The sequence below is a fragment of the Klebsiella sp. BIGb0149 genome, from assembly GCF_004362605.1.
GTDB classification, from domain to species: domain Bacteria; phylum Pseudomonadota; class Gammaproteobacteria; order Enterobacterales; family Enterobacteriaceae; genus Klebsiella; species Klebsiella terrigena.
In genome coordinates this window covers 1-14,339 of record NZ_SNYG01000001.1, presented here as the reverse complement: position 1 = coordinate 14,339, position 14,339 = coordinate 1, and the positions used below count along the sequence as shown (strand labels likewise).

General features: G+C 58.7%; 12 protein-coding genes, 1 tRNA gene and 1 pseudogene. 7 read left to right on the top strand and 7 right to left on the bottom strand.

The features are described from left to right. Window positions 1–6 precede the first annotated feature (6 nt). From EDF75_RS00070 to EDF75_RS00055, 4 genes are all read right to left on the bottom strand, one after another. Window positions 7–669, bottom strand: a complete 663-nt coding sequence (locus EDF75_RS00070) for an HAD family hydrolase (protein WP_133596304.1) — start codon at window positions 667–669, stop codon at window positions 7–9. A gap of 165 nt (window positions 670–834) precedes the next feature. Then, entirely contained in the window at window positions 835–2,625 is a 1,791-nt protein-coding gene (locus EDF75_RS00065) for an aryl-sulfate sulfotransferase (RefSeq protein ID WP_133596302.1), read from the bottom strand. Between the two features lie 11 nt (window positions 2,626–2,636). Continuing rightward, window positions 2,637–3,395 carry an ABC transporter ATP-binding protein gene (locus EDF75_RS00060; protein ID WP_133596300.1) on the bottom strand — a complete coding sequence of 253 codons (759 nt, stop codon included), beginning with the start codon at window positions 3,393–3,395 and terminating at the stop codon, window positions 2,637–2,639. Beyond that, a complete protein-coding gene (locus EDF75_RS00055; RefSeq protein WP_133596298.1) occupies window positions 3,392–4,960 on the bottom strand; it encodes an ABC transporter permease in 1,569 nt (522 codons plus the stop codon). The genes EDF75_RS00060 and EDF75_RS00055 overlap by 4 nt, the downstream gene beginning before the upstream one ends. Before the next feature lie 223 nt (window positions 4,961–5,183). On the opposite strand from EDF75_RS00055, the gene EDF75_RS00050 reads away from it, so the two are divergent. Continuing rightward, on the top strand, window positions 5,184–6,251 hold the full coding sequence (locus tag EDF75_RS00050) for an ABC transporter substrate-binding protein (protein ID WP_133596296.1): 1,068 nt from the start codon (window positions 5,184–5,186) through the stop codon (window positions 6,249–6,251). Here the strand turns inward: EDF75_RS00050 and EDF75_RS00045 are convergent. Further along, entirely contained in the window at window positions 6,248–7,192 is a 945-nt protein-coding gene (locus EDF75_RS00045) for a LysR family transcriptional regulator (protein WP_095094211.1), read from the bottom strand. The two genes, EDF75_RS00050 and EDF75_RS00045, sit on opposite strands and share 4 nt — an antisense overlap. A gap of 326 nt (window positions 7,193–7,518) precedes the next feature. Here EDF75_RS00045 and EDF75_RS00040 point away from each other — a divergent pair, with 326 nt between their 5' ends. Then, window positions 7,519–8,082, top strand: a complete 564-nt coding sequence (locus EDF75_RS00040; protein WP_133596294.1) for a C40 family peptidase — start codon at window positions 7,519–7,521, stop codon at window positions 8,080–8,082. Between the two features lie 88 nt (window positions 8,083–8,170). Here the strand turns inward: EDF75_RS00040 and phoE are convergent, their stop codons facing one another. Beyond that, a complete protein-coding gene (gene phoE, locus EDF75_RS00035; RefSeq protein WP_133596292.1) occupies window positions 8,171–9,223 on the bottom strand; it encodes a phosphoporin PhoE in 1,053 nt (350 codons plus the stop codon). 288 nt (window positions 9,224–9,511) lie between these two features. Here phoE and proB point away from each other — a divergent pair, with 288 nt between their 5' ends. The 4 genes from proB (at window position 9,512) to EDF75_RS00015 (ending at window position 13,431) form a co-directional block, all read left to right on the top strand. Further along, window positions 9,512–10,615 (top strand): glutamate 5-kinase, encoded by a 1,104-nt coding sequence (proB, locus tag EDF75_RS00030; protein WP_041144214.1) that lies wholly within the window; start codon window positions 9,512–9,514, stop codon window positions 10,613–10,615. A 10-nt stretch (window positions 10,616–10,625) separates the two neighbouring features. After that, on the top strand, window positions 10,626–11,879 hold the full coding sequence (gene proA / locus EDF75_RS00025) for a glutamate-5-semialdehyde dehydrogenase (RefSeq protein ID WP_133596290.1): 1,254 nt from the start codon (window positions 10,626–10,628) through the stop codon (window positions 11,877–11,879). Window positions 11,880–11,994: 115 nt separating this feature from the next. Then, window positions 11,995–12,067: transfer RNA gene (locus tag EDF75_RS00020), tRNA-Thr, on the top strand. Window positions 12,068–12,858: 791 nt separating this feature from the next. Next, window positions 12,859–13,431 (top strand): hypothetical protein, encoded by a 573-nt coding sequence (locus tag EDF75_RS00015; RefSeq protein ID WP_133596288.1) that lies wholly within the window; start codon window positions 12,859–12,861, stop codon window positions 13,429–13,431. Window positions 13,432–13,484: 53 nt separating this feature from the next. Here EDF75_RS00015 and EDF75_RS00010 read toward each other — a convergent pair whose 3' ends face one another. After that, window positions 13,485–13,751: a tyrosine-type recombinase/integrase gene (locus EDF75_RS00010; protein ID WP_279538252.1), complete on the bottom strand. Its 267-nt coding sequence runs from the start codon at window positions 13,749–13,751 to the stop codon at window positions 13,485–13,487. Window positions 13,752–13,831: 80 nt separating this feature from the next. Between EDF75_RS00010 and EDF75_RS00005 the strand changes: the two are divergent. Continuing rightward, window positions 13,832–14,339 (top strand): annotated as a pseudogene (locus EDF75_RS00005) (transposase); the annotation flags it as partial.

Here is a 14,339-nt window from a genome sequence, read left to right as displayed (position 1 = left end):
GAGAGATCAAAGCTGCCAGTGAAGCACCGGCCACCGGTGCTCCTCATTCGCCGCCGTCAGCTGCGGGCAAGGGTTGACCAGCCGCACGCGGTCGGCGTGCAGGCACAGCGGCAGATCGTTAATTGAATCGGTATAAAACGTCACCTCTCCGGCGAATTGCGGGTAGGCCTGCCGCCACTCAGCCAGCCGAATCACCTTCCCGTGCTGATAGCTCGGCGTGCCGGCAATCACGCCGGTATAGCCGCCATCGGCCATCTCTACGTCAATGCCTAACGCCTGCTCGATGCCCAGCTCATCGGACACCGCCTGCACCAGCAGGCTGACCGAGGCCGAGATCACCAGCATCTGTTCGCCGCGCGCCCGTAGCGTGCGGATAACCTCCCACGCCTGCGGGTAGACGCGGGGCAGGATCTCCTCGCGCACGCAGCGGGCGACCAGGCCGTCAACTTCCGCCTGCGGGACGCCGATCAGCGGGGCCTGGATCAGCGCCACGTAGTCGGCGATATTCATCTCTCCGCGATCGTAATCCGCCATCAGCATCGCTTCTCGCGCCAGATAGTCCGGGTCGCTAATCCATCCTTCCCTCACCAGAAAACGGCTCCATACCGTACTGCTGTCACCCTTAATCAAGGTGTTATCCAGATCGAAAATCGTGAGAGTTTTGGACATCGTTAATTTTCCCTAATCAGTAAACAGGCTCGCCAGAGCATGCTTAAGAAAGATGACAGCAGAATGATCCGCCCAGCCTGTCCGCCGTCACGCCACCGCCTCAAGGTAGCAAACGAAATATCCGCCCATCAACCCGGGCCGGCATAAAGCCAGCCCGCAGCGGCTCTACGACGCCAGCGCGCCCTTCAGCCAGGCCAGCAGATTTTCAACCGACAGTTGCGCGGGCGCCCGCGCCGTCGGCTGCCCCCGCTCGATCAGCAGCAGCGTCGGCAGACCGCGAACCCCGAGGGTCGTCGCCAGATCCTGGTGGCGATCGGCATCGAGATAGCGCCGGTTCAGCGCCGCGATCCGTTGCGCAACCTTTTCCTGCGCCAGCAGCTGCCAGAGTTTACGGCAGTGCACGCAGCGCTCAGCGCCGACAAACAGCAGTATTGGCCGCTCGCTTTCCAGCTCCTCCGCCGCGCTCAGCGGAGTGAAGGCGCTTTCCGCCACCCGGAACAGCTTCGGGCTGCGGCGCAGGGTATCGTTGTCGGTCGCCACGCACAGCGCATCGGCGCTTTTGCTGTACGGCTGCACTCCCGCGACCCGCACCACGCTCTGCGCCGGGCCCGCGGCCGCCGCGCCGGGCTGGCGTAACGTCCGCACGTCCACCGCCGCGATCGGCGTCTCCTGCGGCTGCGCCAGCTGCGGTATCCAGGCGTAGGGGATGCGGTAGGCGCGGTAGACCATATTGTTATTCAGCGTCTTGCCCCAGAACGGTGAAATATATTCCCAGACGATCTCATGGTCGCGGGTCACTTCAAAAACGCGCCCGTTCGAGCCTTCGTTAATCAAGGTATTGCCGTTTTCCAGACGCTGCATATTGCTGATATAGGGGCTGTAGAAGCGGTACGAGTCGGTTGGCTGCGGAAGATCCGCTTCATAGGGCGAGTAGCGCCACTCGATATCAAGGGTCAGCGGGTTGATCTCAAGGATCCGCGAGTAATCGCGCCAGGCGTTTTTCACCCCATCCGCCGACGCCGGGTTTGGCGCGCCGTATCCGGCCCAGCCGCCGTTATCGAAGATGAGAATATTGCCCGCGCCCGGCAGCCCGTGGGGGATCATATGCGCGTGATGCTGGCCGATAATCCAGCCGATGTGCTTGAGCTCCGGCTTACTGTAGTCCGGGCCAAGCTGCCAGACGATGCGACCGCTCTGCTTATCAATGATGGCGATAATGTTGGATTCGCGGGCGTCCCAGATAATATTGTCGGGATGGAAGCGCCGATCCCCGGCGTCATACCATTTATTCGGCCCCAGCGCCGACATCGAGTTGATATGCATCCAGTCGCCCATTCCGCCGCCGCTGGCGCGCATATTGGGGTTGTTGTACAGCGCGGTGCGCGCCGCATCGTCGAAGCCAAGCTCGTGGAAATGGTCGCTGCAGCGCCACTCCCAGACCACGTTGCCCTGCCAGTCGACTTCAATAATCGTGTCATCCAGCAGCAGCTTGTCGGAGATGTCGGCATTCACCAGGTTGGTGTGGGCGAGGATCAGCGTATTTCCCCCCTCCACCTGCGGCTCCAGGCCCGGCGCGTAGTAGCCTACCGGGTTGCCGGCGCGCTGGTAATCATGATGCGCGCGGGCCATCCAGCGCGTTTCGTTGCCGGGATCGCTGACCCGTTCGTAGCGATCGAACCTCCAGGTCACGTTCCCCTCCCAGTCCACCTGGATCAGGTCGAGCATATCCTGCATGCCGTAGCGCGGATCGCGCTCGCCGCTGTGGCCGAGTATCGCGCCGCCGGGCAGGATTTTATTGGGAAATCCGTGCAGTTCAGGCCATTCGCGTACCACCTGACCGTTCATATCCACCAGCACCGCGCCGCGCTCGGTGGCCTGGAAAAGGGTGTAGCCGCTCCAGGCGCGCGTGGGATCGTAAACGGTGGCGCCGGTCGGGTAAATGGAAGGATGTCCCATGGTGTTGCTCCTTAAATAACGGTATCAGGCAGAGAAGTAATCAGATTGCGGATCTGGCGGCAGGCGGCGGTAAAAGAGGCCTCTTCGCGCCGGCGCGGATGGGGGAGCTCAAGGCTCACCACTTCGCGTATCCGTCCCGGGCGCGGCGACAGCACCACCACCCGGTCGGCCAGCGCGACCGCCTCTTCCACATCGTGGGTCACCAGCAGCGTGGTGGTTCCCGCGCTCCGGTGGATCTGCAGCAGCTCCTGCTGCAGGGTATGGCGCGTCAGGGCATCCAGCGCGCCGAAAGGTTCATCCAGCATCAGAATTTGCGGGCGGCCGACGAGGCCGCGGGCGATCGCCACCCGCTGCGCCATGCCGCCCGAGAGCTGGGCGGGCAGCGCGCTGGCAAACTCGGTGAGCTGGACGCGCTCCAGCATTTCCAGCGCCCGCTGGCGTTTCGCCGTCCGGCTCAGCGGCTCATCCGCCAGGCCGAGCATCACGTTGTCGATAACGTTAAGCCACGGAAACAGGCGCGGCTCCTGAAACACGATGCCGCGCTCTTTGCCGACGCCGGTCACCGGCTCGCCGTGGATGCGAATCTCGCCCTGGGTCGCGGATTCGAGGCCGACCAGCATCCGCAGCAGCGTTGATTTACCGCAGCCGCTGCTGCCTACCAGCGCCACCAGCTCGCCGGCGGCGATATCCAGGCTGAAGTTCTGTAGCGCCGTCACCTGCTGCCAGGATTTACGGACGCGGTCAAAAGAGACCAGGGGTGAAGTGGTCATAGCGACTCCTGTTGGCGCCAGCGGGTGGCGCGAATTTCCAGTAAACGTCCGGCTTTATCCAGCGCAGCGCCGGTGACGCCGATCAGCACCATGCCGCAGAGAATGGTCGGCATATCCAGCAGCTGCTGGGCATTGATCATCAGGCTGCCGATACCGACGCCGGAGGACATGAAATACTCCGCGCCGATATTGCCAAGCCAGGCGTAAATCAGCGCCAGGCGCAGGCCGGCAAAAATACCCGCGGCGGCGCCGGGGAGGATCAGCCTGCGCAGGCGCGTCAGGCCGCTCAGGCGCAGCACCCTGGCAACCTCATCCAGCTGCGGGCTGCGCTGAAGAACGGCCTGCAGGGTGCTGAAGAACATCGGAAAAAAGGAGGCCAGGGCGATGAACACGATTTTGCCGCCGTTATCGTTGCCGACCCACGCGGTCAGCAGCGGGAGCCAGGCAAACAGGGCGATATGGCGCAGGACGTTAAGCGTCGGGGTAAAGATCGCTCCGGCGCGCGGGCGCAGCGCCAGCAGCAGTCCGCAGAGCAGCCCGCCGGCGATACCCAGCGCGCCGCCGGCAAACGCCCGTCCCAGGCTTGCGAGCATCGCCGCGGCAAGCTCGCCGCTGGCCGCTCCCTGAATAAAGCGCTCGGCCACCGCCAGCGGCGACGAGAAAAGTACGCTATCGATCCAGCCCTGCCCGCTGGCCAGCTGCCATAGCGCCAGCAGCACCAGCGGCAGCTGTAACGCCCGCCAGCTGGCCTGCGGTTTCCAGGCCAGGCGCCCGGTGGCCGGCTGCGGCCAGAACACCAGCCGGGAGCAGGCCCGGTTGGCCGCCCACTCCATCGCCATGCCGCTGAGGCCCACCGCCGCGATGGTGACGAAGACGATATCCAGCTGAAACAGCTGGCGCCCCCAGACCATCAGGTAGCCAATCCCTTCGGAAGAGGCCAGCAGCTCAACGACGATCAGCGATACCCAGGCCTGCGAAAGCGCCAGCCGCAGGCCGGTAAACCAGCCCGGCAGGCTCGCCGGGATCACCAGCCAGCGCAGCCGCTGCCAGCGGGAGAAGTTCATGACCCTTGCCGCTTCGCTCAGCGTCAGCGGTACGCCGCTGACCGCCTGCTGGGTATTGATGGTCATCGGCACCACGGTGGTTTTGACGATAACCGCCAGCTTGAGGCCGTTATCAATGCCGAAGATCACCATAAACAGCGGGATCCAGCCCAGCGTCGGAATTTGCGCCAGGGCGTAAAACAGCGGCTCGATCCGCTGGGCGGCAGACGGAACCAGGCCGAACAGCGCCCCGAGCAGCGTTCCGGCCACGGCTCCCAGCAGCAGGCCCAGCGCCAGATGCCGGAGGCTGAATCCCCACTGCGCCAGCAGATCGCCGCTCAGCAGCGACAGCGCGGTATCGGCAACGACCGACGGCGCGGGCAGGATCTGCTCCGCCATCCAGCCTTCGCGGGCGTCGACGTACCACAGCAGCAGCAGCAGCGCGGGCAGCAGCCACGGCCAACCGTTTAGCCTGAACTGCGGCCTGCCCGGTGCGCCTGTTTTTAAGATCATCTGCGACATATCGGTCCACTTTTGCTGAAGTTATAGCGCTATAAAAACGTTCCTTGCGCCCTGCCGCCATTGCGTTAGACGAATAATCCCGATGCAGCGAATGCATTTCAGCCTGCCGGGCACGCGGCCCCTGGCTTAGCTTTTTTTCAGCTTTGCTCTGCGCATAAAAGCATTTAACACCCGGCCCTTCGGCTCTTTAGGGTGAGAAAAAAACTCAGAGGAGCAATAACTTATGATGAAAGCATTTTTTAGCCGCACCCTGCTGGCGCTGGTCGCCGCCGTGGGCCTGCTGGCCGGCGCGCAGGGCGAGGAGCTGCGCACGATCCGCATCGGCGTGCCGGATCAAAGCGCGGGCAGCAAGCCGTTTATCGAAGGGCCCGTCGGCATGGCGTTTATCCGCCATCAGCTGGAAGAGGTGTTTAAGCCGCAGGGCGTGGAGGTGCAGTGGAAGTTTTTCAAAGGCGCGGGCCCGGCGGTAAATGAGGCGCTGGCCAACCGGCAGCTTGATTTTGTCTACCTCGGCGACCTGGCGGCGATTATCGGCAAAGCCAACGGGCTCCCGACGCGCCTGCTGCTGGGCAGCCGCGGCTCCGAATCTTACCTCGCGGCCACCGCCGCCTCGGGAATTAAAAATCTCGCCGACCTGAAGGGCAAACGGGTGGCCGTCTATCGCGGTACGGCGGATCAGCTGGCCTTCGATCGCGCCTTACAAACCGTCGGTCTTAACGAACGCAGCATGCAGGTGATTAATCTCGACTGGAACGCCGGCAAAGCCGCGCTGGCGGCCGGTCGCGTCGATGCGGTGTGGGGCGGCGTCTCGCTGCTGGCGCTGCGCGGAGATAAGATAGAGGTGGTGGTGAAAAGCGGCGATTCCGGCCGTCAGAACACCACTCAAGCCGGCTTCCTCGGGACGCAAACCTTTATTGCGGCCTGGCCGCAGGCCACCCAGCAGATTATCGACGTGCTGGTGAAGAACGCCGCTGAAATCAGCGACCCGGCCAACCGGGACGCCTGGGCGGCAGAGATGGCGCAGCAGAGCCAGATCCCGCAGGTGCTGTTCCTGGAGGAGCTGCAGCCGCAGGATCTTAACTTCACCACCTCCCCGCGCATCGACCCGTTCCTCACCGACAGCTTCAGCAGCAGCGTCGGGCAGGCGCAATCCGGCCGCCTGATCCGCAGCGCTTTTGACGTCGGCCAGTGGGCGGACGGACAGTTTGTCGAACGGGCGCTAAAAACGCAGGGCCTGGAAAAGCGCTGGCCGCAGTACGATGCCAAAGGCCAGCCGGCAAACGGCGGTTAGCCCCTCTCCTCCCGATCCAGGAGCTGCAGCTGATGCAGACGGTCGGCGTGCAGGATAACCTCTATCAGCTTTGCCACCAGCGGCGGCTGCGCGGCGTGAACCGGGGAGATAATCGCAAACCGGGTCTGCATCAGCCGCCACTCGTCCGGCAGGTCGCTTAGCTCGAGCTTGACCAGCCGGTGGCTGTGCTGGCAAAGCGCGAAGCCGTCTTCGCTGGCGAAGCTTATCGCGTCGGTATGCGCCAGGGTTGAGAGCAGCGCGTAGATATGGTCGCACTGAATCGCCGGGGCAAAGTCCTGCTGCTGGCTGAGGGTCGCCAGCACTTTGCGCACTCCGGGCGGCAAGTACGGCGCGGCAAAAGGATAGCGCAGCATCTCCTGGATAGAGACCGGCCCCCGCTTTGCCAGCGGATGGTCGGCGTGGCAGACGAAGAAGCAGCGCTGCGGGCTGAGCGGCTGGACCCGCAGCTGCGGATCCAGTTCGGCCTGCCAGCTGTCGGCCACCACAAAAGGATAGTGCTGGGTGGTGAGCGCATGATGCAGGGCAAACCAGTTATCAATTTGAAAGCGCACCCGCGCCTGCGGCAGCAGACGGTGAAACTCACCCACGGCGGCCGGGATCAGCCTCGCGGAGGGCGCCGGGCCGCAGCCAAACGCGACCTCGCCGTTTTGCGCATCATCCGCCTCCCGCAGCTGGCTGCTGAGCTCGACGTTCAGCTCCTGAAACCGCCGGGCGTACGGCAGCAGCTTTTGCCCGTGCAGCGTGAGCGTCGGCAGCCTGCTCTGACGGTCGAATAACGGATGGCCGACGCTCTGTTCGAGCGCCTGAATGCTGCGGCTGAAGGCCGATTGCGACAGGCACACCGCCTCCGCCGCACGATTAAAGGTGCCGTACTCAACCAACGCCACAAAGTTGCGCAGTTGGCGAAAATCCAGATGCATAGACCCGCCCCGTTCTCTCTTTTATGCCACAAAAGTACTGGAGGGCGGGCCGGCGGCGCAATGCCGGGATGATGAGGATCTTTCACCTTGTCGTTAGCCGCAATCCTCGCACCCGCAAAGTTTCCGTGAAATATTGTTTAATAGTGAAATTATTTATTAATAAATGAGATTGAAATGTTAACGCTAATATTCCCTGCGCCGCCGGCATGACAAATTATGCATGCGCCTAACGTAAGGTTTCGTAAATATCATCTCATCCCATTCTGGCAATATGGTGAATACGCTATAAATAATTCCGTTCTATAGCTCACTATGAAAATAATGATATGACGCCAAAGCTTGTGCACGCCTTATTATTTGTTCCTTTTTTGATTTTGGCAGGATGTTCATCCCCGGCTAAGCACCCGAAAACCGCGGCCCACCATGATTATGCGCCTATCGACGGCGGTTCAGATGACCTGATCCCGGTCCTCGCCGCGCTGCACGATCAGATGCATACCTGGCACGGAACGCCCTATGAATGGGGCGGCACCGATCAAAGCGGAGTCGACTGCTCCGGCTTCGTCTGGCGCACGCTGAAGGATCGCTTCAACCTGCCGATGGACAGGGTTACGACCAAAGAGCTGCTGCGGATGGGCGAGCGGGTCAAGCCTCAGCAGCTGCGCCCCGGAGACCTGGTGTTCTTCCGCATTAACGGCGGCATGCACGTCGGCTTCTACGACACCAACCACGATTTTCTCCACGCCTCGGCCAGCCAGGGCGTAATGCGCTCCTCGCTGGACAATCCGTACTGGAAGTCGGCTTTCTATCAGGCGCGCCGCCTGCCGAAAGAGTATAACGCTCAGATAACGATGAACGACGATCGCCAACACCTGGCTAAAAACCGCTAATGCCGAATAAGAAAAAGCCGCTGCGCAAAACGCAGCGGCTTTTTTTACCCTCTACCCGGCAGCGCTTGCTGGCCGGGCGTCAGGATAATCAGAACTGATAGGTCATGCCCACGGCAACGATGTCGTCGTCGCTAAGACCCAGCTTGTTATCGCTCTTCAGCTGGTTGATTTTATAATCAACGAAGGCGTTCATGTTTTTGTTGAAGTAGTAGGTCAGGCCGACGTCGATATAGTTGACCAGGTCTTCGCTACCTACGCCTTCGATATCCTTACCTTTTGACAGCACGTAGCCCAGGGACGGACGCAGGCCAAAATCGAACTGGTACTGTGCCACCGCTTCAAAGTTCTGCGCTTTCGTCGCAAAACCGCCGCTGATCGGGGTCATTTTGCGGGTTTCAGAATACATGGTTGCCAGGTAGATATTGTTGGCGTCATATTTCAGGCCGGTAGCCCAGGCTTCCGCTTTTTTACCCACGCCGCGTGCCAGCTGGTTCTGGGCATCGGTACGGTCAGAGCTGGTGTAGGCTGCGCTGATGGCGAAATCGCTGCCGCCGAAGTCATAGCTTAAAGACGTACCGAAGCCGTCGCCGTTCTGTTTTTTAGCGTCACGGTTTTCGTTTTTACCCTGGTACTGGAGGGTCAGATCCAGGCCATCAACCACGCCGAAGAAGTCGGTATTGCGGTAGGTTGCCAGGCCGCTGGAGCGCTTGGTCATAAAGTTGTCGGTTTGCGCGGAAGAGTCGCCGCCGAATTCAGGGAACATATCGGTCCAGGCTTCAACATCGTACAGCGCGCCGAGGTTACGGCCGTAGTCGAAGGAGCCGAAGTCCTTCAGTTTTACGCCAGCGAACGCCAGACGAGTCTTCTGGGAAGAGTCGCTTTCGGTTTTGTTGCCGGAGAATTCGGACTCCCAGCGACCGTAGCCGGTCAGCTGATCGTTAATCTGGGTTTCGCCTTTGATGCCGAAACGAACGTAGGTCTGGTCGCCGTCCTTGCTGTCATCATCGCTTAAATAGTGCATCGCTCTGACTTTGCCGTACACGTCCAGCTTATTGCCGTTTTTGTTAAAAACTTCGGCTGCCTGGGTAGCCGAAGCAGCAATAAGACCCATCATCATTAATGCCAGTGAGCTCTTTTTCATTATTCAGTCCTGGTGATTTATTTATACGCGCTAATCAATTCCGGGCGAAGGCCCCGTGAAAACAGGAGGTTTTTTAACGCTCCAGTATTAAAAATTTATGACAATGTGGAACTTTTTATAAAAAAGGGTATTTAAATGTTTCCATCATAAAATTGTCATCTTCCCTCTCCAGAATGCCCGATCCCGCGCAATAAAACGGCGCGCTAAAAACGCCGCGGTTGGCAAGCGGCCTGAGTCCTGTTACAACATCACCTCGATATCGATATTCCTTTTGAACGGCAGAGAATCATGAGTGATAGCCAGACGCTGGTGGTAAAACTGGGCACCAGTGTTTTAACGGGCGGATCCCGCCGCCTGAACCGCGCCCATATCGTCGAATTAGTGCGCCAGTGCGCGCAGCTGCACGCCATGGGCCACCGCATTGTTATTGTGACCTCCGGGGCCATCGCCGCCGGTCGTGAGCACCTCGGCTACCCGGAACTTCCCGCGACGATTGCGTCGAAGCAGTTGCTGGCGGCGGTAGGACAGAGCCGTCTGATCCAGCTGTGGGAACAGCTGTTTTCCATTTACGGTATCCACGTTGGCCAGATGCTGCTGACCCGCGCGGATATGGAAGACCGCGAGCGTTTCCTTAACGCCCGCGATACCCTGCGCGCCCTGCTGGATAACAACATCGTGCCGGTCATTAATGAAAATGACGCCGTGGCCACCGCCGAGATTAAAGTCGGCGATAACGATAATCTTTCGGCGCTGGCCGCTATTCTTGCCGGCGCAGATAAGCTGCTGCTGCTGACCGATCAGCAGGGCCTGTTCACCGCCGACCCGCGCAATAATCCGCAGGCCGAGCTCATTACGGACGTGCACGGTATTGACGACGCCCTGCGCGCAATTGCCGGCGACAGCGTTTCCGGCCTCGGCACCGGCGGGATGGGCACCAAGCTGCAGGCCGCCGACGTCGCCTGCCGGGCGGGCATCGATACCATCATTGCCGCGGGCAGCCGGCCTGGGGTGATTGGCGACGTGATGCAGGGCGTATCGGTCGGTACGCGTTTTCACGCGCAGGAGTCGCCGCTGGAGAACCGCAAGCGCTGGATTTTCGGCGCCCCACCGGCGGGAGAACTCACCGTCGATGCCGGTGCGGTGCAGGCGATTCTGGAGCGAGGCAGCTCGCTGCTGCCGAAAGGTATCAAAGTCGTGACCGGCAACTTCTCGCGCGGCGAAGTTATCCGCATCCGCAATAGCGACGGCCGCGATATTGCTCACGGCGTCAGCCGCTACAACAGCGATGCGCTGCGCCTGATTGCCGGCCAGCACTCGCAGCAGATTGATGCGATCCTCGGCTATGAATATGGCCCGGTCGCCGTCCATCGTGACGATATGATAATCCGTTAAGGAGCTGAAAATGCTGGAACAAATGGGCATAGCTGCCAAGGCGGCCTCTTACAAACTCGCGCTGCTTTCCAGCCGCGAAAAGAACCGGGTGCTGGAGAAGATTGCCGACTATCTGCAGGCCGAGACCGAGACAATTCTGCGGGCTAACGCCGAGGATCTGGCGGAAGCTCGCGCCAACGGCCTGAGCGAAGCCATGCTCGATCGCCTGGCGCTCACTCCGGCGCGCCTCGACGGGATAGCCAACGACGTTCGCCAGGTGTGCAGCCTGGCCGATCCGGTGGGACAGGTCATTGACGGCGGGCTGCTCGACAGCGGCCTGCGCATTGAACGCCGTCGCGTTCCGCTGGGCGTTATCGGCGTGATCTACGAAGCGCGGCCAAACGTCACCGTCGACGTCGCCTCCCTGTGCCTGAAAACCGGCAACGCGGCGATCCTGCGCGGCGGGAAAGAGACCTGGCGCACCAACGCCGCAACGGTGAAGGTTATCCAGCTGGCGCTGGAAGAGTGCGGCCTGCCGGCCGCGGCGGTCCAGGCGATTGAGAGCCCGGACCGGGCGCTGGTCAGCGAGCTGCTGAAGATGGATAAATATATCGATATGCTGATCCCTCGCGGCGGCGCGGGCCTGCACAAGCTGTGCCGCGAGCAGTCAACGATCCCGGTGATCACAGGCGGTATTGGCGTGTGTCATATCTTTGTTGATGAGTCCGCCGAGATTGAGCCAGCGCTGAAGATCCTCGTCAACGCTAAAACCCAGCGTCCGAGCACCTGTAACACCGTCGAGACTCTGCTGGTGCATGAGAACATCGCCGGGCGTTTCCTGCCCGCGCTGAGCAAGCAGATGGCGGAAAGCGGCGTGACGCTGCACGCTGACGCGCGGTCGCTGCCGGTACTGCAGGACGGCCCGGCGAGCGTAGAGCCGGTGAAGGCCGAGCAGTACGACGACGAGTTTCTGTCGCTGGATCTGAACGTCAAAGTCGTTGCCGACCTCGACGACGCCATCGCGCATATCCGCCAGCACGGTACCCAGCACTCGGATGCCATCCTCACCCGCACCCTGAGCCACGCAAATCGTTTTATCAACGAGGTGGACTCTTCTGCGGTGTACGTGAATGCCTCCACCCGCTTTACCGACGGCGGCCAGTTTGGCCTCGGCGCAGAGGTGGCGGTCAGCACCCAGAAGCTGCACGCGCGCGGCCCGATGGGCCTTGAAGCGTTGACGACCTATAAGTGGATTGGTTTCGGCGACGATACTATTCGTGCTTAAAGCCAGACGGGTGATGCAAAAGTAGCCGGTTGATTCATAAGGCCATTGACGCATCACCCACTTAGTTTTAACCTTTTATCCCGTGGTTCACCCCGGTGAACGCGTCCTCTTCAGGGCCGATATAGCTCAGTTGGTAGAGCAGCGCATTCGTAATGCGAAGGTCGTAGGTTCGACTCCTATTATCGGCACTCACACAACAAAATCCATTAAAAACAATAACTTAAAGAGTATTATTCTCTCAAGTTACGATCTTCTTTTAAGGGATTCTATGACCAACAGTTGCCGCTATGGTTAACAGTGGCTACTCAGGGATGTTAGCACGTAGCGGCCTGTAGTTGTAAAGCTCGAACAGGTACAAAGCGTGAACAGTCCCCACGAACCGCTATCAACTCGAAGCTGATGACGCTGCCAACGTCTCTAATCAATCCCAAAACTTTCAACTGTCCGCACTTTGCACGGTGTCCCGTTCCTGCCTGTCGTGATGACACGCAGCGGATAAACGAGCGAATGTTGGGATCCCAACTTGACCGGGGAAAGAGTCAAGCTCTACGTGGTGTTCACCGAGCCATAAATGATCGGTACTCGATAAGAGACAGTTGAACTGTGATCATTGGAAATGCTTTGCGGTAGACCGGAACAGACTGTAGATGTCGCTGTGCTCCGCTTGTCTCTATGTACCCAACCCGGTGCATTAGGCAGGCTTTGCCTGTTTTCAGCAGGAAGGCCGCGGAGGCCAGGAAATTTATCTGATGGTGAAGCCTGACCCAACAGTAAGAAAGGGGCCTGCAATAGGCCCCTTTTACATCTTTTTACTCCCCACAACTCAGAATCGCTGAAACCTCATCAAAAATTTTCATAGCTATATTGCGATCGAGATTGTTTCGTAGCATCGTAAGTAGTTTCAGAGAATCTTAGTTTCAGGCTACTTGAGCACTAAGCTAGTACAGATTCTAAATCAATCATCACGGGGCAGAGACATATGAAAAAACCAAGAGTGGAATATGATCTAGAACTCGATCCACATGCAGATTATAAGATGGCGTGGATTTATGAAAGGGATAGAAGAAATTTCGAATCAGTAACAAAATGGTTATATCTTGGAGCTGATCTTAAAGATAGTGGATTTGCTAAGGTCGGTTTGACAATGGATGATCTTACAAGTAGGTCATACAGTTCAGCCAATCCTAACTATTACTTGTTTTGCGCATTTAAATGTAGGGATGATATTACAAGAACCGAGATTGAAAGTATTGAACTACGCGCATTAGCATATCTTGAACGCAAATTTGCTAATGAAGATGGTACTTCAAATCGAGTGTGTCATGCAGAGTCTGGACGCTTGTCTGAATGTTTTAATAACATTAATTTTACGGATTTTTTTATTAGCTATCATAACTATCTGCTTGATAATCATAGAAATGAATTTTTAGTCAACGGATTACATGATGAGCTTGACAATTGTGAGGGTGAGTTTCTTGATTGCGAGTTTAGCCCAAGATTCACGCAACAGGAAAAACAAAAATTTATTAAGATGATACTTCGTTGGCCATGAATATAAATTGTAATCTTAGATCGACATGGCCCGATGATGCCTAATTGCCATCATCACCATTCCGATCCGAGAGAAAATTCTCCCGCTAATGTGTCCGCTGTCTCCTGCGTGAACCCGATATAGAACAGTGTTGAAGCTGGGTTAGCCTGGCCCAACAATTTTGTAATGTGCTCCAGTGGTGCTCCGTTCTCAAACAATATACGGCCTTTGCTCTTGCGTGGTGTGTGACTCCCCACATCCAGGAAGCCTGCACGGCGTCCGCATTTGCCGTACTCCGTCAAAACCGCGTTGTGTGAAACTGGCTGGCGCTTCGACCTCAGGTCGGACAGTGACCTGCTCCCCGTTGATTAACACACTGCGATGCTAGTAATGTCTTCATAAGCCACATGAGGACATCCCCATGAAGAAGCGTTTTTCCGACGAACAGATCATCAGTATTCTCCGCGAGGCCGAGGCTGGCATTCCCGCCCGTGAGCTTTGCCGTAAGCATGCTATTTCTGACGCGACCTTTTACACCTGGCGTAAGAAGTTTGGTGGCATGGAAGTACCGGAAGTAAAACGCCTTAAGTCGCTTGAAGAAGAGAACGCCCGTCTCAAGAAGTTGCTTGCAGAAGCCATGCTGGATAAGGAGGCGTTACAGGTGGCGTTGAGCCGAAAGTACTGACGACAGACCACAAGCGGGAAGCTGCTGTAGTGATGTGTGAAGCGACGGGTCTGTCGCAACGCCGGGCCTGCAGGCTGGTTGGTTTGTCCCTGTCGATCTGCCGCTATGAGGCGCAGCGTCCGGCGGCTGATGTGCATTTATCCGGACGTATCACTGAGCTGGCGCTTGAGCGCAGGCGTTTCGGTTACCGCCGTATATGGCAACTACTGCGTCGGGAAGGCCTGCATGTTAATCACAAGCGCGT